The sequence below is a fragment of the Rhizobium sp. P40RR-XXII genome (assembly GCF_012641405.1).
Classification (GTDB): Bacteria; Pseudomonadota; Alphaproteobacteria; order Rhizobiales; family Rhizobiaceae; genus Rhizobium.
Genome location: NZ_JABAII010000005.1, coordinates 313792 through 331628 on the forward strand (window position 1 = coordinate 313792; position 17837 = coordinate 331628).

At 60.1% G+C, this 17837-nt stretch carries 15 protein-coding genes; 3 read left to right on the top strand and 12 right to left on the bottom strand.

The genetic code is table 11. The annotated features are described in order from the left end of the window. Window positions 1–52 precede the first annotated feature (52 nt). Complete coding sequence (locus tag HGP16_RS12575) at window positions 53–1516, top strand: phospholipase D-like domain-containing protein (protein WP_168840338.1); 1464 nt, start codon at window positions 53–55, stop codon at window positions 1514–1516. Between the two features lie 124 nt (window positions 1517–1640). After that, window positions 1641–2480 (top strand): endonuclease/exonuclease/phosphatase family protein, encoded by an 840-nt coding sequence (locus HGP16_RS12580; protein WP_168840339.1) that lies wholly within the window; start codon window positions 1641–1643, stop codon window positions 2478–2480. Window positions 2481–2542: 62 nt separating this feature from the next. Here the strand turns inward: HGP16_RS12580 and HGP16_RS12585 are convergent, their stop codons facing one another. Further along, window positions 2543–3826: an ATP-binding protein gene (locus HGP16_RS12585; RefSeq protein ID WP_168840436.1), complete on the bottom strand. Its 1284-nt coding sequence runs from the start codon at window positions 3824–3826 to the stop codon at window positions 2543–2545. Window positions 3827–4304: 478 nt separating this feature from the next. On the opposite strand from HGP16_RS12585, the gene HGP16_RS12590 reads away from it, so the two are divergent. Continuing rightward, window positions 4305–5102, top strand: coding sequence for an NAD(P)-dependent oxidoreductase (locus tag HGP16_RS12590; protein ID WP_168840340.1), 798 nt, complete (start codon window positions 4305–4307; stop codon window positions 5100–5102). A gap of 101 nt (window positions 5103–5203) precedes the next feature. On the opposite strand, the gene HGP16_RS12595 is transcribed toward HGP16_RS12590, so the two are convergent. From HGP16_RS12595 to kdpA, 11 genes are all read right to left on the bottom strand, one after another. Beyond that, window positions 5204–6250: a sulfate/molybdate ABC transporter ATP-binding protein gene (locus HGP16_RS12595; RefSeq protein ID WP_168840341.1), complete on the bottom strand. Its 1047-nt coding sequence runs from the start codon at window positions 6248–6250 to the stop codon at window positions 5204–5206. Window positions 6251–6261: 11 nt separating this feature from the next. Then, entirely contained in the window at window positions 6262–7134 is an 873-nt protein-coding gene (gene cysW, locus HGP16_RS12600) for a sulfate ABC transporter permease subunit CysW (RefSeq protein WP_168840342.1), read from the bottom strand. After that, entirely contained in the window at window positions 7124–7981 is an 858-nt protein-coding gene (cysT, locus tag HGP16_RS12605; RefSeq protein ID WP_168840343.1) for a sulfate ABC transporter permease subunit CysT, read from the bottom strand. The genes cysW and cysT overlap by 11 nt, the downstream gene beginning before the upstream one ends. A 6-nt stretch (window positions 7982–7987) precedes the next feature. Next, window positions 7988–9016 (bottom strand): sulfate ABC transporter substrate-binding protein, encoded by a 1029-nt coding sequence (locus HGP16_RS12610; protein ID WP_168840344.1) that lies wholly within the window; start codon window positions 9014–9016, stop codon window positions 7988–7990. Between the two features lie 161 nt (window positions 9017–9177). Continuing rightward, the gene (locus HGP16_RS12615) at window positions 9178–9633 is read right to left on the bottom strand and encodes a PTS sugar transporter subunit IIA (protein ID WP_168840345.1); all 456 of its coding nucleotides are present in this window, start codon (window positions 9631–9633) and stop codon (window positions 9178–9180) included. Between the two features lie 102 nt (window positions 9634–9735). Continuing rightward, the gene (locus tag HGP16_RS12620; protein WP_168840346.1) at window positions 9736–10428 is read right to left on the bottom strand and encodes a response regulator; all 693 of its coding nucleotides are present in this window, start codon (window positions 10426–10428) and stop codon (window positions 9736–9738) included. Further along, window positions 10425–13136: a sensor histidine kinase gene (locus tag HGP16_RS12625; RefSeq protein WP_168840347.1), complete on the bottom strand. Its 2712-nt coding sequence runs from the start codon at window positions 13134–13136 to the stop codon at window positions 10425–10427. Before HGP16_RS12625 ends, HGP16_RS12620 begins: the two co-directional genes overlap by 4 nt. Window positions 13137–13195: 59 nt before the next feature. Continuing rightward, complete coding sequence (locus tag HGP16_RS12630; protein ID WP_168840348.1) at window positions 13196–13801, bottom strand: K(+)-transporting ATPase subunit C; 606 nt, start codon at window positions 13799–13801, stop codon at window positions 13196–13198. Window positions 13802–13813: 12 nt separating this feature from the next. After that, entirely contained in the window at window positions 13814–15901 is a 2088-nt protein-coding gene (gene kdpB, locus HGP16_RS12635) for a potassium-transporting ATPase subunit KdpB (RefSeq protein WP_168840349.1), read from the bottom strand. A gap of 48 nt (window positions 15902–15949) precedes the next feature. Further along, on the bottom strand, window positions 15950–16111 hold the full coding sequence (locus tag HGP16_RS12640; RefSeq protein WP_159444778.1) for a hypothetical protein: 162 nt from the start codon (window positions 16109–16111) through the stop codon (window positions 15950–15952). 12 nt (window positions 16112–16123) lie between these two features. Beyond that, on the bottom strand, window positions 16124–17827 hold the full coding sequence (gene kdpA / locus HGP16_RS12645) for a potassium-transporting ATPase subunit KdpA (protein ID WP_168840350.1): 1704 nt from the start codon (window positions 17825–17827) through the stop codon (window positions 16124–16126). Between the last annotated feature and the right edge of the window lie 10 nt (window positions 17828–17837).

The window sequence follows — 17837 nt, forward strand, 5'->3', positions numbered from 1 at the left end:
TGATCGCAAATCGGCTCATTGCAGCTTTTGCGGGCAAAGATATACTCGCGCCATGATCGACCTGGTGGATGCCCATTGGGGCCAAGTTCTCGCTGTCCTGTCCATCGCGTTGGGGGCAGCCGCCGCGATCCATGCGGCAATGACCAAAGAAGATGTTCGCGCGGCGATCGGCTGGGTCGGTGTCGTCATCCTGTCGCCCATCATCGGCGCCGGGCTCTATGCCTTCGCGGGCATCAATCGCATCCGCCGGGCCTCACTCAGTTCACAGCGAGACGCGCTCTTCCGCAAGGATGCGAATGGAGAACTCTCCAGCTTCGATGCCAATGACGACCAGGTGCGGCGGCTTTTCGGCGAGCGTTTCGGCTCGATGAAAACGCTCGGCGACCGCGTCGTCCGCTATACGATGAGCACCGGCAACACGATCGAAATGCTGACCAGCGGCGACGCCGCCTATGCGGCGATGAAAGCCGCAATAGATGGCGCCGAACGCAGCATCCTGATGGAAACCTATATTTTCGATCGCGACCCGATCGGCCTGCGCATCGCCGACGCCCTGATCGCCGCCGCTAAACGCGGCGTCGGCGTGCGCGTGCTGATCGATGCCGTCGGTGCCCGCTACTCCGTGCCGAGCATCATGGGCTATCTTAGAGAGGGCGGCGTTGAGGTCGACGTGTTCAACGGCAACGTCATCATCGGCCTCAGACTGCCCTATGCCAATCTGCGCACCCACCGCAAGATCCTCAGCATCGACGGACGGATCGCCTTTACCGGCGGCATGAATATCCGCCAGGGATTCACGCGGGAATTCGCCCATGACCATTGCGCCCGCGACATGCATTTTTGCGTGACGGGTCCTGCCGTTGCCGATCTCTTCAACACCGCCGCCGAGGACTGGCGCTTTACGACCGGCGAGGTCCTCAGCGGAAACGAATGGCGGATTGCGGCGCCCTCCAATGAGCCGGGAGCGCCGGTCTTCATGCGGGTGGTCGCTTCCGGTCCCGACCGCAGCATCGAGACCAACCACAAGATGCTCATCGGCGCCTTGTCGGTGGCGCATAAATCGATCCGCGTCATGTCGCCCTATTTCCTGCCGGATCGCGAGCTGATCAGCGCACTGGTCACGGCAGCCCGGCGCGGTGTCGAGGTCGACATCGTCGTGCCGACCGCCAACAATCTCGTGCTTGTCGACCGCGCCATGACGGCGCAGTTCGACCAGATGCTGAAGAATTATTGCCGCATCTGGCGTGCCGAAGGCCCGTTCAATCATTCGAAGCTGCTGGCGATCGATGGAATCTGGGCCTATGTCGGCTCCTCCAATCTCGATCCCCGCTCCCTGCGGCTCAATTTCGAGGTGGATCTGGAAGTGCTCGATCGCGGTTTTGCCGAAACGATCGATGCCCATATCGGCGCAATCCTGGAAACGGCCCATCCGGTCGATCTCGAAAAACTGCGGGCACGGCCCTTTGTCGTCAGGCTCATCGAGAAGGTCCTCTGGCTCGGCTCACCCTATCTCTGACGGACGAGCCCCATGGACAATCTGCCCCTGTCGCAACCTTTTTACATGACAAGGCCAATCGTCGCTTCTTATAATCCCTTGCATGTGCCCGACATGGTCTGATCAAGGAACGGTCGACGGATAGATGAAAAAGAAGAAAGAAAGTCTCCGTGCGAGTATTCTGGAAAGCCTGAAGAGCCGAAACAAATCGCGCCTCAAGCCGGCCGGCAAACCGGATCGCCCTCAGGGCACGTTGATCGCTTCCTACAATGTCCATAAATGCGTCGGCGCCGACCGGCGGTTCGATCCGGAACGGACCAGCCGGGTCATCTATGAGATCAATGCCGACGTCATCGGCCTGCAGGAAGCCGATACGCGTTTCGGCGAACGCACTGGCATCCTCGATCTGCGCCGGCTGGAGCGCGAGACAGGGCTTATCCCCGTGCCCGTTGCCGGCGTTGCCAAGGCACATGGCTGGCATGGCAATGTCGTTCTTTTCAAGCAGGGCACGGTGCGTGACGTGCACCAGATAAGCCTGCCGGGACTGGAGCCGCGCGGCGCTCTGATCGCCGAACTGGAACTGGCGCGCGGCGGCAGCCTCAGGATCATCGCCGCACATCTCGGCCTTCTGCACCGATCGCGTGCCCAGCAGACCCGCCTGATCGTCGACCTGATGAGCGACGGCGGCGAAGTGCCGACCATCCTGCTCGGCGACCTCAACGAGTGGCGGCTGGGCGACCGCTCATCGCTCAATACCTTCCAGGCCGCCTTCGGCCCGCTTCCCCCCGCTGTTCCGAGCTTTCCCTCAACGCTGCCGCTTTTGGCGCTCGATCGCATCATGGCAAACCGTCGCGGCATGATCTCCGCGGTCGAGGTGCATGACTCACCGCTCGCGCGCGTGGCTTCCGATCACTTGCCCATTAAGGCCATCGTCAGCCTGGAAACACTGGAGAGCGAAGCCGACGCACGGTCGCAGACTGCCTAAGGCATGTCGCGCGAAAATGCGGAATTAGGTAGCAAATGCCAAAACCGGGCCGCCCACTGAGGCTAACTGTCTTTGAATGACCAAAATATCGACAGAGGGAGCGCAAATATGTTTTCGCCGAAACTGAGTACGCGCTCTCCCATATAAATGAGGATGCCGACGAAGGGACGGTTCATACCGGGGCCTTCATCTCGAAACCATCGCAGATGTTGAAAATCCTTTGCTTCAACCGCGGTCGACGTCTTCATCTCGAAGCCAACAATCGTTCTGTCTGACTCAGCAAGGATGTCTATCTCGCGTCCTCGTTGATGCCTCCAATGATAAAGTCGCCACTGGCGCATCTGATAGGGGAGGGATTTCCACATTTCATTGAAAACGAAATTTTCGAACAGGCTGCCAAGCGCTGTGGGATTCGCGCCAATATTGAAGCTCTGGGTGTTCATACTCCTCAAAGCCGCGACGATACCGGTATCCACAAGATGGATTTTTGGGTGGCGTATGTCGCGCCCGGATTCTCCAGAGGTCCACGCAGGCAATCGTTGCAGTAGAGATAGCTTGGTTAGAATATCGAGGTAGGTCTCGGTGGTATTCCGTTGTAAACTGATGTTCGAACATAGTTCGTCTATATTAAGCTCGTTTCCGACGCGCGTAGCTAGTTGATCGATCATTCGCCTCATGGCGTCCGATTTTCTTATTTTTAAGACGTGTGCAACGTCGCGTTCCACTACACTGTCAACGTAGCCTGTGTATCGATTTTGCCTCCAGCGTTCTTCCAGAGTTCGTATCTCTGGGAAACCGCCAGCGACTATCAAGTCGATGTATTGTGCCCGGGACAAAATTTCTGCTTTAGGCAGGTCTAGCGGATCGGGACGGCTATTCCTCGATGCCCAATCGAGAATTTTCGCAGGCCCCATGCGCTTTGTTTCGGCGACACTCATTGGAAGCATCGTCATTGTATGGACCCGACCTGCCAACGAGTCCGCCACGTGCGCGGAAATGAAAACGTTGGATGAGCCTGTCAGGACGAACTGACCCATTGCTCGGCTTTCGTCCACGATTCTCTTCAACGCCAAAGCTAATTTCGTTGATCGTTGGGCTTCGTCGATAATGAGGGGTCCTGCTTTCGTCTCACCCAGCAGGGCATCCAGCTGTCCTTTTGGATCAGCCTCAATAGCTGCAAGCACACCCTCGTCATCTAAGGTGATGAATTTTCCAACGTTCAATAGATCGCGTACCAGCGTCGTTTTCCCGACCTGCCTCGGTCCAATAATGTTAACCACTCGTGCTGATGTAAGTGCGGCCTTTAGTTGTGGCTGCAGATGACGCGGGAGGAGACTCTCGTCCATAATGATCACTTCATTTTCTTAGGAAAGCGATATGGGGGAAGTCGTAATAGAGATGCGGGGAAAGTGTCAATAGAATATGGGGGAAACCGTTAATAACGTTCCGGTGAAACCGTCAGTACGCATTGGAGAAATTAACGAAGCCCAAATCGGTCACCGCAGGTATCGCTGCTTCTTTGGCATCGAAAAAATGACGAGCGATCTTCGCCACATCTCAATCTCTGTACCTACTTTTCTTATAAAGTAGGTAATGGGGCGACGAAATATTGTGGCATTTGCTACTTAATTCCGCAAAAATGTGCAGCGATTTTGCGACAACGGCATGCGCAAAACCTAAAGCGTGGGAAGCGAATCTGAGAGTTCGCCGTGCGCTTTAGACATCATCGATGTGCTTCATGTTGACTCCGCGCATATAGAGGATGACTGCCGGAAAGTGATCTTATAACCTGCCCGCCGAAAAGACTGATCCCGGAGATAATTCATGCTAAAAACTCTGTTGCTCACTGGCGCTGCCGGCGGCGTCGGCCAGGCGCTCAGGCCGCTTCTGTCGCAAATTGCCGAGAGCGTCGTCCTGTCCGATCTCACTCCCATTGACGATCTGCGCCCGCACGAGCGTTTCGTTGCCTGCGACCTTTCCGATCGTGGCGGCGTCGACACCATGGTTAAGGGCGTCGACGGCATCATCCATCTCGGCGGAATATCGGTGGAGAAGCCTTTCGACCTGATCCTGCAGGGTAATATCGTCGGCCTCTACAATCTCTACGAGGCAGCGCGCGCCGCCGGCAGGCCGCGCATCGTCTTTGCGAGCTCCAACCACACGATCGGCTTCTATCGCCGGGATGAGCGGATCGACAACAAGGTGCCGACCCGGCCGGATTCGCTCTATGGCGTTTCGAAGGTGTTCGGTGAAGCGGTTGCGAGCCTCTACTTCGACAAGTTCGGCCAGGAAACGCTTTCGGTGCGCATAGGCTCCTGCTTTCCCGAACCGCGCAATACGCGCATGCTCGCCACATGGTTCAGCATCAGGGATTTTCTCTCCCTCTGCGGCTGCGCTTTCGACGCACCCAGGCTCGGGCACACGATCGTCTACGGTGCCTCCGACAATGACGAGCAATGGTGGGACAACGGCAACGCTGCCTTCCTCGGCTGGAAGCCGCGCGATAGCGCGGCACCCTGGCGGGCCGAAATCCTTTCAAAAGCGCCGCCGGAAGATCCCAATGACCCAACCGTCATCTACCAGGGCGGCGGCTTCGCCTCGGCCGCCCATCCGGAGGACTGATCCTCGGGCAATTCCAGGAAAGGCGCGCGGCGGCTTTCCTGGAATTGCTAGAAAACAACGAGATGGAGCCGCTCAGAGAGCCCGTGAAAATCTAAACCGCTTCAGCTGCCATTGCGGAACAGCTTCCACCGTGTCGGCCTGAAGGCAATGCGGTTGCGATCGAGCGCATCCGCCTTGTTCGGTGGTAGCTCGATCTCGATGGGATCGTGCTCGGGGCCGATGTTGATCTCAAGATGGCGGGTGCCCGCCACACGCCTGCTGGCAACAAGCAGACCTGCGATCGCGCCGCCATCGCCGTCACGCAGCTCGATGTCGTGCGGGCGGAAATAGAGATGAGCCTCGCCATCGGGCTCATGCGGCGTGCTGAGCCCGAGCGGCTTGTCATCGAACCAGATCTCGCCGCTGGTGATGCGGACCTTGAGACGATTGGACTGGCCGATGAAGCCATAGACGAACGGGGAATTCGGCGTGTCGTAGATCTCGTCCGGCGTTCCGACCTGTTCGATGGCGCCCTTGTTGAGCACGACCACGCGGTCGGCGAGCTCCAGCGCCTCTTCCTGGTCATGGGTCACGAAGACGGTGGTATGGCCGGTCCGGTCATGGATCTCGCGCAGCCACCTGCGTAGGTCCTTGCGGACCTGCGCGTCGAGAGCGCCGAAGGGTTCGTCCAGAAGCAGCACGTTCGGCTCGACCGCCATGGCGCGCGCCAGCGCCACGCGCTGGCGCTGGCCGCCGGAAAGCTGGGCCGGATAGCGCTTCTCCAAGCCGTTCAGCTGCACAAGTTCCAACAGCTCCACCGCACGCCGGCGAATTTCGTCGCGCGGCGGGCGACGCGATGCCGAGCGGACTTTCAGGCCGAAAGAGATGTTATCAAGCACAGTCATGTGCCGAAACAGTGCGTAGTGCTGAAACACGAAGCCGATATTGCGCTGCTGCACCGATTTTCGCGATGCATCCTCATCGCCAAAAAAGATCTGCCCCTCCGTCGGTGTCTCCAATCCGGCAATCAGGCGCAACAGCGTCGTCTTGCCGGAGCCAGATGGACCAAGAAGCGCAATCAATTCGCTCGAACGGATATCCAGCGACACGTCATGCAATGCGGGAAAGCGACCGAATTCCTTGCGCAGGTTTTGAACGCGAACTTCCATCAAGAATTCCTTCAGTGACGCCGGCTGGCTGCGATCTCTTCGCTATAGCGCATTTCCAGCAGCGTCTTCAGTATAAGTGTGACAAGGGCAAGCAGGGCCAGGAGCGTGGCAACGGCGAATGCCCCCGAGAAATTATATTCGTTATAAAGAATTTCGACCTGCAGAGGCATGGTGTTGGTTTCGCCACGGATATGACCCGAAACGACCGAAACGGCGCCGAACTCTCCCATGGCGCGGGCATTGCAGAGCAGCACGCCATAAAGCAGGCCCCATTTGATGTTCGGCAGCGTGACATACCAGAAGGTCTGCCAGCCATTGGCCCCGAGCGAGAGCGCCGCCTCTTCGTCCGCGCTGCCCTGCTCCTGCATCAGCGGAATCAACTCGCGAGCGACAAAGGGAAAGGTGACAAACATCGTCGCCAGCACGAGCCCCGGAACAGCAAACAGGATCTGTATGCCATGGCTCTGCAGCAAGGGGCCGAGCGTACTGTTGGAACTGAACAACAACACGAAGACCAGGCCCGATATGACCGGGGAAACGGAGAACGGCAGATCGATCAGGGTCGTCAGAAAGGCCTTGCCCTTGAATTCGAACTTGGCGATCGCCCATGCGGCGGCAACGCCGCAGACGAGATTCAGCGGCACGCTGATACCCGCAACGATCAATGTGAGCCGGATTGCCGCAAAGGTCTCCTCGTCGACCAGGGCTTCAAAGAAGGCCTCTATCCCCTTGCGGAAAGCCTCGACGAAGACGGCGGCCAGAGGCAAAAGCACCATCAAGGCGAGGAAAGCGAGCGAGATCAATATGAAGATGATGCGCGCGACCCGGCTTTCGGTGATGACGGAATGACCCGTTTCGGCGGCGGCAGAAAGATCATGCGCCATAGCCATATCTCCTTCTGCTCCACGACTGGATGAGATTGATGATCAAAAGCATGGTGAAGGAAATGAACAGCATCAGCGTCGCGATCGCCGTCGCTGCGGCGTAATTGTATTCCTCCAGGCGAATGACGATGAGCAACGGTGCAATTTCCGAGACATACGGCCTGTTCCCGGCGATAAAGATCACCGATCCGTACTCGCCGGCCGCGCGGGCGAACGCCAAGGCAAAGCCGGTCAGCGCCGCAGGCGCCAGGCCTGGCAGCAGCACGCGCGTGATCGTTTGAAAGCGGTTCGCTCCAAGGGTTGCCGCCGCCTCCTCGACTTCGCGGTCGATCTCCTCCATGACGGGCTGCGCCGTGCGGACCACGAAGGGCAAGCCAACGAAAATCAGCGCGATGATGATGCCGACCGGGGTGAAGGCGATCTTGATGCCGAGCGGCGCCAGGAACTGACCGATCCAGCCGTTCGGCGCATAGAGCGTCGTCAAGGCAATGCCGGCCACCGCCGTCGGCAGCGCGAACGGCAGATCGACCATGGCATCGAGGATGCGTTTGCCCGGAAACCGATAGCGCACCAGCACCCAGGCAAGGATGAGCCCAAGCACGGCGTTGACGAGCGCGGCGATGAAGGCGCCGCCGAAGCTCATGCGCAGCGCATAGAGCGTGCGCACATCAAGGGCCAGTGCCCAAAATTTTTCCCAGCCGAGAGCACTGCTCTTCCACAGCAGCCCCGACAGCGGGATGAGAACGATGAAGATGAGCCAAGCCAAGGTAACGCCGAGCGCCAATCCGAAGCCCGGAATGACGCTCGGCTGCCGTAACCGCCACCGTTTGCGGGTTATAGAATGCATTCAGTCTTATTGTCCCGGCTTGTAGATTTGATCGAAGACGCCCCCGTCGGCGAAGAACTTCGGCTGAGCTTGAGACCATCCGCCGAAATCGTCAATGGTTGCCAGCTTCAAGGCCGGGAAACGGGCGACGTCCTTCGGATCGGCCGCTTCCGGCTTGATCGGCCGGTAATAGTGCTTGGCGGCGATCTTCTGGCCTTCATCCGAGTACAGATAGTTGAGATAGGCTTCCGCGACCTTGCGCGTGCCCTTGGTGTCGACATTGCCGTCGACGACGGCCACCGGCGGATCGGCGCGGATCGAGACGGACGGGGTCACGATCTCGAATTGGTCGGGGCCGAGTTCGTCGAGCGAGAGGTGGGCCTCATTTTCCCATGCGAGTAGAACATCGCCGAGACCACGCTGGACGAAGGTCGTCGTCGCGCCGCGCGCACCGGTATCGAGAACCGGAACATGCTTCAGAAGTTGCGCGACGTATTCCTGCGCCTTGGCATCATCGCCGCCATTGGCCTGCTTGGCCCAGGCCCAGGCCGCCAGAATGTTCCAGCGGGCGCCGCCTGAGGTCTTCGGGTTCGGCGTGATGACCTCGACGCCATCCTTGACCAGATCCGCCCAATCCTTGATGCCCTTGGGATTGCCCTTGCGCACCAGGAAGACGATGGTCGAGGTATACGGAACGGAATTGTTCGGGAACTTGGTCTTCCAGTCGGCGGGAATCTTGTGCGTCGCCTTGGCGATCGCGTCGATATCGCCTTCAAGCGCCAGCGTCACGACATCGGCGTCGAGACCGTCGATGACGGAGCGAGCCTGCGCGCCGGAGCCGCCATGCGAAGCCTTGATGTTGATGGTTTCGCCCGTATCCTTCTTCCACTTAGCGGCGAAAGCCGCGTTGAAATCCTTATACAATTCACGTGTCGGATCGTAGGAAACATTGAGAAACGTCTTGTCCGCCGCCCAGGTCGGCGCGACGGCCGCGATCGAGAAACTGCCGATCAGAACTGCGGTGGCGAGAAGCCGGGAAAGCCTTATCGTCTGCATGGATGCACCCCCTTCGTTTGTCCTTAAACCCTATCAACTTGGTCGTATAAAGTAACGAAGACCGTTCCCGTTTTAGGTAACTCCGGAGAACAGCATCCCATAGAATCTCGAAAAATGAAATCACATTCCCGAACAGCGGGCAGTGCGTGTTCCGAGCGCCCTCAGGCGATGGAGTCGGACATAAAAACCGAATAAAGCTCGTCGGCGTTTTTGGCCTGCCGCATCGCCGTCAACACGCCTTCCGTCCGCAGCCGCCTGGCGACGGCGGCGAGTACGTTCAGATAGTCGCTCCGGCCACCCTCGCCGAAAAGCAGCACGAATGCCCATTCCGTTGGAACGTCGTCTATAGCCTCGAAATCGACGGCATGGGCAAAGCGCACCATCAATCCGCGCGGCCTGGTCATGCCGGCAACGGCGGCATGCGGGACGGCAACGCCATTGCCGATGCCGGTCGTGCCCAGCTTCTCGCGAGCCTCCAGTACCCGCAGAACCATTGCCTCATCCAGGCCAAAGCAACTGCCCGCCTTCGATGACAGCATCTGCAGCGCTCGCCATTTGGTCGGAGCCGGCAGGCCGACGAAGACGTGTTCGGGAAGAATGATCGTGGAAAGGTCCATGGTCGCACTCAGGATCGAGCAATCGGTCGTTATGAAATGATTTTCATTGCTGCGAGATCGAGATGAGAACATCTCGATACCGGATTCGGGATCCTGACAACATCAATCCGGCTCGCGCAGCCGATAGCCGACGCCCGTCTCGGTGGTGATATAGTGCGGCTGATCGGGAATCTCCTCGATCTTCTGCCGGAGCTGGCGAACATAGACGCGCAGATACTGCACATCGGCCGCCGGACCCCAGATCTGCTTCAACAGGAACTGATGTGTCAGCACCTTGCCGGCATGCTGGGCAAGGACGCGCAGGATGTCGTATTCCTTCGGCGAGAGCTTGATCTCCTTGCCATCGACCTTGACGATGCGCTTGACGAGATCAATGGAAAGGCCCCCGGTCTGAAAGATCGCCTTCTCACCCTGCTGCTGCAGGCGATGGCGCAGTGCTACGCGAATGCGGGCCGCAAGTTCGTTGACGCCGAAAGGCTTGGTCACGTAGTCGTCGGCCCCGCTTTCGAGCGCCTTGACGATGCCCGCCTCGTCCGTGCGGCTCGATAGAATGACGACGGGGATCTGCACCCCGTCCTCGCGCCATTCCAAGAGCAGATCCTGGCCCGATTTGTCGGGGAGACCGAGGTCGAGGACGATGAGGTCTGGCTGGTCCTCGTTCACCGATGCTTGGGCGGATGCGGCGTTCTGCGCCTCGTTGACGACGTAGCCCTGGGCACCGAGGCCGACGCGCAGCAATTTGCGGATCGGGGGCTCGTCGTCGACGACGAGAATCTTGACGGCAGTGGTGTTCATTTCAGTTCATCCAGCTTCGGGATATCTGTTGGTTTCGGCAGGCGGATGGTGAAGACAGTCCCTTGCCGATCCGTTCTATTGCCGGCGGCGATCGTGCCGCCCATCGCCTCGATGAAACCGCGGCAGATGGAAAGGCCAAGGCCGGTGCCGGCGCGCACCTGATCGCCCTTGCGCACGCGGTAGAACGTATCGAAAACGCGTTCGAGGTCGGCAGGCGGAATGCCCTGCCCTTCATCCATGACCCTGAAAACGATATTGTCGATATCGGCCCAGGCTTCGAGGCGGATGGCCGACCCCTCCGGTGCGTATTTGGCGGCGTTGTCGAGCAGGTTGAACAGTACCTGTTCGAACAGCACCGGATCGACCTTCACCATCGGCAGATCGACAGGTATCTGCACATCGACGCGGTGATGAGCCAGGATTTTTTCCGCCCGCCGCAATGCACTGCCGACGACATCGCCGGCATAATGCAGCGCATAGTTCGGCTCCATAGCGCCCGACTCGATCTTGGTCATGTCGAGCAGATTGGCGATGAAACGGTTGAGGCGTTCGGATTCGTCGATAACGGTCGAAAGGAGATCGACCCGGTCCTCGTTCGGCAACGTCTCCAGATAATCGCGCAAGGTTCCAGCCGCACCGAGGATGGCCGCAAGCGGCGTCTTCAGGTCATGGGAAATGGACGTCAGCAGCGCGGAGCGCAGCCGATCCGCCTCCACAGCCAACTTCGCGCGGTCGACATCGGCCACCAGTTGCACGCGCTCGATGGCAAGCGCTGCCTGATCGGCAAGGGCATCGAGCAACCGCTGCTGCTCCGGCGTCAGAAGCGGCCCGTGGCGACGGTCGCTGTCGAGGCCGATGACGCCGACAGCGGTTCTGCCTGTGCGCAGGGGAACATAGAGACGTTTGGCGCCGGGCAGGGTGTCGGCGCCGCGGCCGGCCGCATGATTATGCTCCCAAGCCCAGCGCGCCGCCGCAATATCGGCATCATCGAGCGTATCGTCGGGTGGATAGCCGGCCTTGACGGCGATCGTGCCATGCTCCGGTAAAAGCAGCACGACGCGCAGCTTCAGCATCGAGGCCAGCTGAAAGGCGGTAGCCCAAAGAACATCGTCGAGCGTGCCGGTGCCGGCGAGCTTTTTGGAAAAGAGATAGAGATCTTCGGTCGTCCGAGCGCGCTGCCGCGCCGCCGCCGCCTGCCGTTGCACCGTCGCCGTCAGGTTGCTGGCGATCACCGCGACGCCGAGGAAAAAGAAGAAGGCGAGCACGCTTTCCGGATCGCTGATCGTCAGCGTATAGCGCGGCGGCAGGAAGAAGAAGTTGAAGGCAAGCGCGCCGAGAATACAGGAATAAAGTGCCGGCCGGAGGCCCTGCGTGACCGCGCTGGCCAGGACCGCCATCAGGAAGACGAGCGCCAGATTTCGCACATCCAGCACCTGATCGAGGATGACGCAAAAGCCCAGCGCGATGGCGACATAAAGCGTTGCCAGAATATAGCCACGCAGCTGGAAGGGAGAAGGCGAAGGCGCGACCTTGACGCCGCGGCTCGCGGCCTGACCATCCACATCGCTGCCGGAAATGACATGGACGCTGATATCTCCGGCCTTGCGGATGAGATCATAGGAAACCGAACGACGGGACCAATCGCGCCAGGAGCCGATTTTCGGCGAACCGATGACGATATGGGTCACATTGTTGCTGGCCGAATGGCGAAGCAGCTCCTCCGCCACCTCGCGGCCCGGAAGGGTAATCGCCTCACCGCCGAGCTGTTCGGCAAGCCTGAGCGTTGCGGCGATCGTGTCGCGCTGCGCTTCCGTCAGGCCGATCGAGCGGTTGGTTTCAACATAAACGGCAGCCCAAGGCGCGCGCAGGCGCGATGCCATGCGCGCGGCGTAGCGCACCAAGGATGCCGAGCGCGGATGATGATCGATGGAAACGAGCACGCGCTCGCTGGCCGCCCAAGGCCCCGGGATTGCATGCGCCTGCATATGTGTCAGGAGCTGGTCGTCGACACGCTGCGCGGTCCGGCGCAGCGCCAGCTCGCGCAGCGCCGTTAGGTTGCCGGGCGTGAAATAGTTGGTCAGCGCGCGCTCGGCAGTCTTCGACACATAGACCTTGCCGTCATGCAGCCGCTTGATGAGATCGTCCGGCGTCAGGTCGATGATCTCGACATCGTCGGCGAGATCGATGATGGAATCCGGCACCGTCTCGCGCACGCGAATGCGGGTGATCTGCGAGACGACGTCGTTCAAGCTTTCGACATGCTGGATATTCAGCGTCGTGTAGACATCGATGCCGCGATCGAGAAGCTCCTTGACGTCGAGATAGCGTTTCGGATGCCGGCTGCCATGCGCATTGGTATGGGCGAGCTCATCGACGAGCACCAGTTCAGGACGGCGTTTCAGGATGGCATCGAGATCCATCTCTTCGAGCGCGCGTCCCTTGTAATCGACATTGACGCGCGGAACGATTTCGAACCCGTCAAGCAGGGCCTGCGTCTCGCGGCGGCCGTGGGTCTCGACGACGCCGACGACGACATCGACGCCGTCCGCGATCTTCGCCCTGCCGGACATCAGCATCTCATAGGTCTTGCCGACGCCTGGGGCCGCACCCAGGAAAACCTTCAATCGCCCGCGTGTCTCGGCCCGCGCCTTTTCGAGAAGCGCATCGGGGGAAGGCCTGCTCAACATGTCGCGGCGTTCATCTGCCATTCGCGGGTCGTCTTTCCTGATAAGGTTGAGACGGCGTTAACCGTCTCAACCTCTTCAACTTATTGAGTCATAGAAGCATCGAGCGCCTGGTTCAATGCCAGCACATTGACCACAGGCTCGCCGAAAACGCCGAGTTCTCGCGGCTCGATGGCTGCGTCGACGAACGACTTGACCTTGGCCTCATCCATGTTGCGGGCTTTGGCGACGCGCGGGATCTGGAAATAGGCATCTTCAGGCGAGATGTCCGGGTCAAGTCCGCTGCCCGATGTGGTGAGCAGATCGATTGGAACCGGCGCATTCGGGTTCTGCGCCTGCAAGGCCGCCGCATCCCCCTTGATGCGGGTGATCAGGGTCGCATTGGTCGGGCCGAGATTGGAGGCCCCGGAGTTGGCGGCATTATAGGGTGCGGAAACCGATTTGGTTGGATCGTTCGGGTCGGCGCCGGTCGTAGCCGATGGCCGGCCATGGAAGTACCGGTCGGTGGTGAAATTCTGGCCGATAAGGCTGGAGCCGATCACCTTGCCGTCCTTCTCCACCAGGCTGCCATTGGCCTGATGGGGAAAGAGCGCCTGGGCGACACCGGTCATGGCAAGCGGATAGGCAAGGCCGGTCAGGACGGTCGTGGCGACGATCATGACGATGGCGGGTCTGATTTGTTTCAACATGAGAGAAACTCCTTAGGCAAGGCCAATGGCGGTGATCGCCATATCGATGGCCTTGATGCCGATGAAGGGAACGATGATGCCGCCGAGGCCATAGATCAGCAGGTTGCGGCTGAGCAGCGCGCCGGCGCCGATCGGCCGGTAGCGGACACCCTTCAATGACAGCGGGATCAGCGCAACGATGATCAGCGCATTGAAGATGATCGCCGAGAGAATGGCGCTTTGCGGCGTGGCCAGCCCCATGATGTTCAGCATCTTCAGCTGCGGATAAAAGGCGATGAACATTGCCGGGATGATGGCGAAATACTTCGCGATATCGTTGGCGATGGAGAAGGTCGTCAGAGCGCCGCGTGTCATCAGCAGCTGCTTGCCGATCTCGACGATCTCGATGAGCTTCGTCGGGTCGCTGTCGAGGTCGACCATGTTGCCGGCTTCGCGGGCAGCGACCGTGCCGGTGTTCATGGCAACGCCGACATCGGCCTGGGCGAGCGCCGGCGCATCATTCGTGCCGTCGCCGCACATGGCGACGAGCTTGCCCTGCGCCTGCTCCTGACGCATCAGCGCCAGCTTCATCTCGGGTGTTGCCTGGGCGAGGAAGTCGTCGACGCCGGCTTCGGCGGCAATCGCGGCCGCCGTCAGCGGGTTGTCGCCCGTGATCATCACGGTGCGGATGCCCATGCGGCGCAGCTCCGCAAAGCGTTCGCGGATACCGCCCTTGACGATGTCCTTGAGATGGATAACGCCCAGCAGGCGGCCGTCGCGGGCAACGGCGAGCGGCGTGCCGCCGGCCTTGGCGATCTCGTCGGCAATCACCTGCAGCTCGCGCAGCGTTTCGCTCGTCGTGCGCGACATGACTGCGGTGCCTTCCGTCGCGCCGTTGGCCGCGCCTTCGACATAAGAAATCACGGCATCGACGGCACCCTTGCGGATCGAAGATCCCTCGAGGTCGACACCGCTCATGCGCGTCTGGGCGGTGAAGGGAACAAAGGTTGCCTTCAGGCTCGTCATGTCGCGGCCACGGATCGCATATTTCTCCTTGGCAAGCACGACGATCGAGCGCCCCTCCGGCGTCTCGTCGGCAAGGGAGGCAAGCTGTGCGGCATCGGCGAGATCCTGCTCGCTGATACCCCTGACCGGACGGAACGCAGTCGCCTGACGGTTACCGAGCGTGATCGTGCCCGTCTTGTCGAGAAGCAGCGTATCGACGTCGCCAGCGGCTTCGACGGCGCGGCCCGACATGGCGAGCACGTTGAAGCGCACCAGGCGGTCCATGCCGGCGATACCGATCGCCGAAAGCAGCGCGCCGATGGTGGTCGGGATCAAGGTTACGAACAGAGCAACAAGCACGACCGTCTGGATCGAACCGCCGGCATAGGCGGCAAAGCTCGGGATGGTGACGGTGGCGAGCACGAAGATCAGCGTCATGCCGGCCAGCAGGATGTTGAGCGCGATTTCGTTCGGCGTCTTCTGCCGTTCCGCACCTTCGACCAGCGCAATCATGCGATCGATGAAGGTCGAACCGGCAGCAGCGGTGATGCACACGCGGATCTCATCCGACAGGACCTGCGTGCCGCCGGTGACCGCCGAGCGGTCGCCGCCCGATTCACGAATGACTGGGGCGGATTCGCCGGTGATTGCGGCTTCGTTGACAGAGGCGACGCCTTCGATGACTTCGCCATCCGAGGGAATGATATCGCCGGCTTCGACCAGAACGACGTCACCGACCTTGAGGCTGGTGCCGGGCACCATCTTGTAGTCGGTGCGGCTATTGCCAGCCAGAAGCTTTGCCTGGGTTTCGGTGCGCGACTTGCGCAGCGAATCCGCCTGTGCCTTGCCGCGGCCTTCGGCAACGGCCTCGGCGAAATTGGCAAACAGCACCGTGAACCACAGCCAGATATTGATCTGCAGCGAGAAGGCGAGATTGCCGCCGCCGGTGAGGAGGTCGCGCAGGAAGAGGACGGTCGTCAGCATCGAAACGACGGCGACCACGAACATGACGGGGTTCTTGGCGAGCGTGCGCGGGTTCAACTTTTTGAACGAAGCGCCGATCGCCGGAACGAGAATGCGAGAATCCAGAATACTCGCTGATTTTAACTGGCTCATAAGAGGCTCCAGCGTGAAGGGGAAAACGTCAGATCGGAACGCTGCCGATCAGCCGATTAGAAATCCGAAGACGACAAGGCCGAGGAACAAGGCAACCATCGCCAGCAAAATGGCGTCGGAAGCGCAGGTTATTCCGGCCGGGCCACGCCCCCTGTCAAAGGGGCGTGGATCGATGACTTTTCTAAGCTTGCCTAGAAGCGGTTGGCTCATGGCCGTCATTCCTTAGAAGGTCTGGCCTGAGATCATCGCCAGATGTTCGACGATCGGTCCAAGCGCCAGCGCCGGGAAGAAGGTCAGGCCGCCAACGATGAGGATCGTGCCGACCAGCAGGCCGACGAAGAGCGGGCCATCGGTCGGGAAGGTGCCGGCCGAAGCGGGAACCGTCTTCTTGCTGATCAGGGAACCGGCAATCGCAAGGGCCGGAACGATGACCAGGAAGCGACCGATCAGCATGACGATACCGAGCGTGATATTGTACCAGGGCGTGTTGCCGGTCAGGCCGCCGAAGGCCGAGCCGTTGTTTGCCGCGGCCGAGCTGTAGGCATAGAGGATTTCCGAGAAGCCGTGCGGGCCGGCATTGGCGATCGACGCAACGGCAGAGGGCAATACCACGGAGATCGCCGTGAAGATCAGCATGCCGGCGGGCAGGCAAAGCACGGCAAGCATTGCCATCTTCACTTCCTTGGCCTCGATCTTCTTGCCAAGATATTCCGGCGTACGCCCGACCATCAGGCCGGCAACGAAGATGGCGATGACGACAAACATCAGGATGCCGTAGAAACCGGCGCCGACGCCGCCGACGATAACTTCGCCAAGCTGCAGATTGATGAGCGGGATCAGACCGCCGATCGCGGTGAAGCTGTCGAGCATGCCGTTGACTGCGCCGCAGGATGCGGCGGTGGTGATGACGGCGAAGAGCGAGGAGGCAACAATCCCAAAACGGACTTCCTTGCCTTCCATATTGCCGCCCTGGATGCCGAGCGCATGAACAAGCGGATTGCCGGCCGCTTCAGCCCAATAGGTGACGATCACGCCAGCGATGAACAGCGTACCCATCGCAGCCAGGATCGCCCAGCCCTGCCGCTGACTGCCGACCATGCGGCCGAAGACGTTGGTCAGCGCCGCGCCGATGGCGAAGATCGACAGCATCTGCAGAAGGTTGGAGATTGCATCGGGGTTTTCGAACGGATGCGCCGAGTTGGCATTGAAGAAGCCGCCGCCATTCGTGCCGAGCATCTTGATGGCAAGCTGCGAGGCGACGGGACCGACGGCGATCGTCTGCTGTGCGCCTTCGAGCGTCGTTGCGTTGACGTAAGGACCGAGCGTCTGCGGGACGCCGAGATAGACGAAGGCCAGTGTCAGAATAATGCAGATCGGCAGCAGCACATAGAGCGTCGCACGGATCATATCGACCCAGAAGTTACCGATTGCCTTGCCGGAAGCGCGCGCAAATGCGCGGATCAGCGCAATGGCGATGGCAATGCCGGTTGCCGCGGAAACGAAGTTCTGCACGGTGAGACCAGCCATCTGCACGAGATAGGACATCGTGCTTTCGCCGCCGTAGTTCTGCCAATTGGTATTGGTGACGAAGCTGGTTGCCGTGTTGAAGGACAATTCCGGCCCGACCGCGGTCATGCCGGCCGGATTGTACGGCAGGCCGCCCTGCAGTCGCTGCAGCGCATAGAGAACGATAAAGCCGGCAAGGCTGAACAGCAGCAAGGAGACCGAATAGGTCGCCCAGTGCTGCTCTTCGCGCTCGTCCGTGCCAGCCAAACGATAAAGCCCCCGTTCCACAGGACGGAGGACGAAGGAGAGGAAGGTGCGCTCGCCGGTAAAGACACGCGTCATGTAACCGCCGAGCGGTTTGACGAGCAGAAGAAGGATCCCGATATAAATGAGGATCTGAAGCCATCCGTTGAAGGTCATGGAGGTAACT

Coding starts and splice junctions, on each gene's coding strand:
- HGP16_RS12575 (WP_168840338.1), top strand. CDS start 53: ATGATCGACCTGGTGGATGCCCATTGGGGCCAAGTTCTCGCTGTCCTG.
- HGP16_RS12580 (WP_168840339.1), top strand. CDS start 1,641: ATGAAAAAGAAGAAAGAAAGTCTCCGTGCGAGTATTCTGGAAAGCCTG.
- HGP16_RS12585 (WP_168840436.1), bottom strand. CDS start 3,826: ATGGACGAGAGTCTCCTCCCGCGTCATCTGCAGCCACAACTAAAGGCC.
- HGP16_RS12590 (WP_168840340.1), top strand. CDS start 4,305: ATGCTAAAAACTCTGTTGCTCACTGGCGCTGCCGGCGGCGTCGGCCAG.
- HGP16_RS12595 (WP_168840341.1), bottom strand. CDS start 6,250: ATGGAAGTTCGCGTTCAAAACCTGCGCAAGGAATTCGGTCGCTTTCCC.
- cysW (WP_168840342.1), bottom strand. CDS start 7,134: ATGGCGCATGATCTTTCTGCCGCCGCCGAAACGGGTCATTCCGTCATC.
- cysT (WP_168840343.1), bottom strand. CDS start 7,981: ATGCATTCTATAACCCGCAAACGGTGGCGGTTACGGCAGCCGAGCGTC.
- HGP16_RS12610 (WP_168840344.1), bottom strand. CDS start 9,016: ATGCAGACGATAAGGCTTTCCCGGCTTCTCGCCACCGCAGTTCTGATC.
- HGP16_RS12615 (WP_168840345.1), bottom strand. CDS start 9,633: ATGGACCTTTCCACGATCATTCTTCCCGAACACGTCTTCGTCGGCCTG.
- HGP16_RS12620 (WP_168840346.1), bottom strand. CDS start 10,428: ATGAACACCACTGCCGTCAAGATTCTCGTCGTCGACGACGAGCCCCCG.
- HGP16_RS12625 (WP_168840347.1), bottom strand. CDS start 13,136: ATGGCAGATGAACGCCGCGACATGTTGAGCAGGCCTTCCCCCGATGCG.
- HGP16_RS12630 (WP_168840348.1), bottom strand. CDS start 13,801: ATGTTGAAACAAATCAGACCCGCCATCGTCATGATCGTCGCCACGACC.
- kdpB (WP_168840349.1), bottom strand. CDS start 15,901: ATGAGCCAGTTAAAATCAGCGAGTATTCTGGATTCTCGCATTCTCGTT.
- HGP16_RS12640 (WP_159444778.1), bottom strand. CDS start 16,111: ATGAGCCAACCGCTTCTAGGCAAGCTTAGAAAAGTCATCGATCCACGC.
- kdpA (WP_168840350.1), bottom strand. CDS start 17,827: ATGACCTTCAACGGATGGCTTCAGATCCTCATTTATATCGGGATCCTT.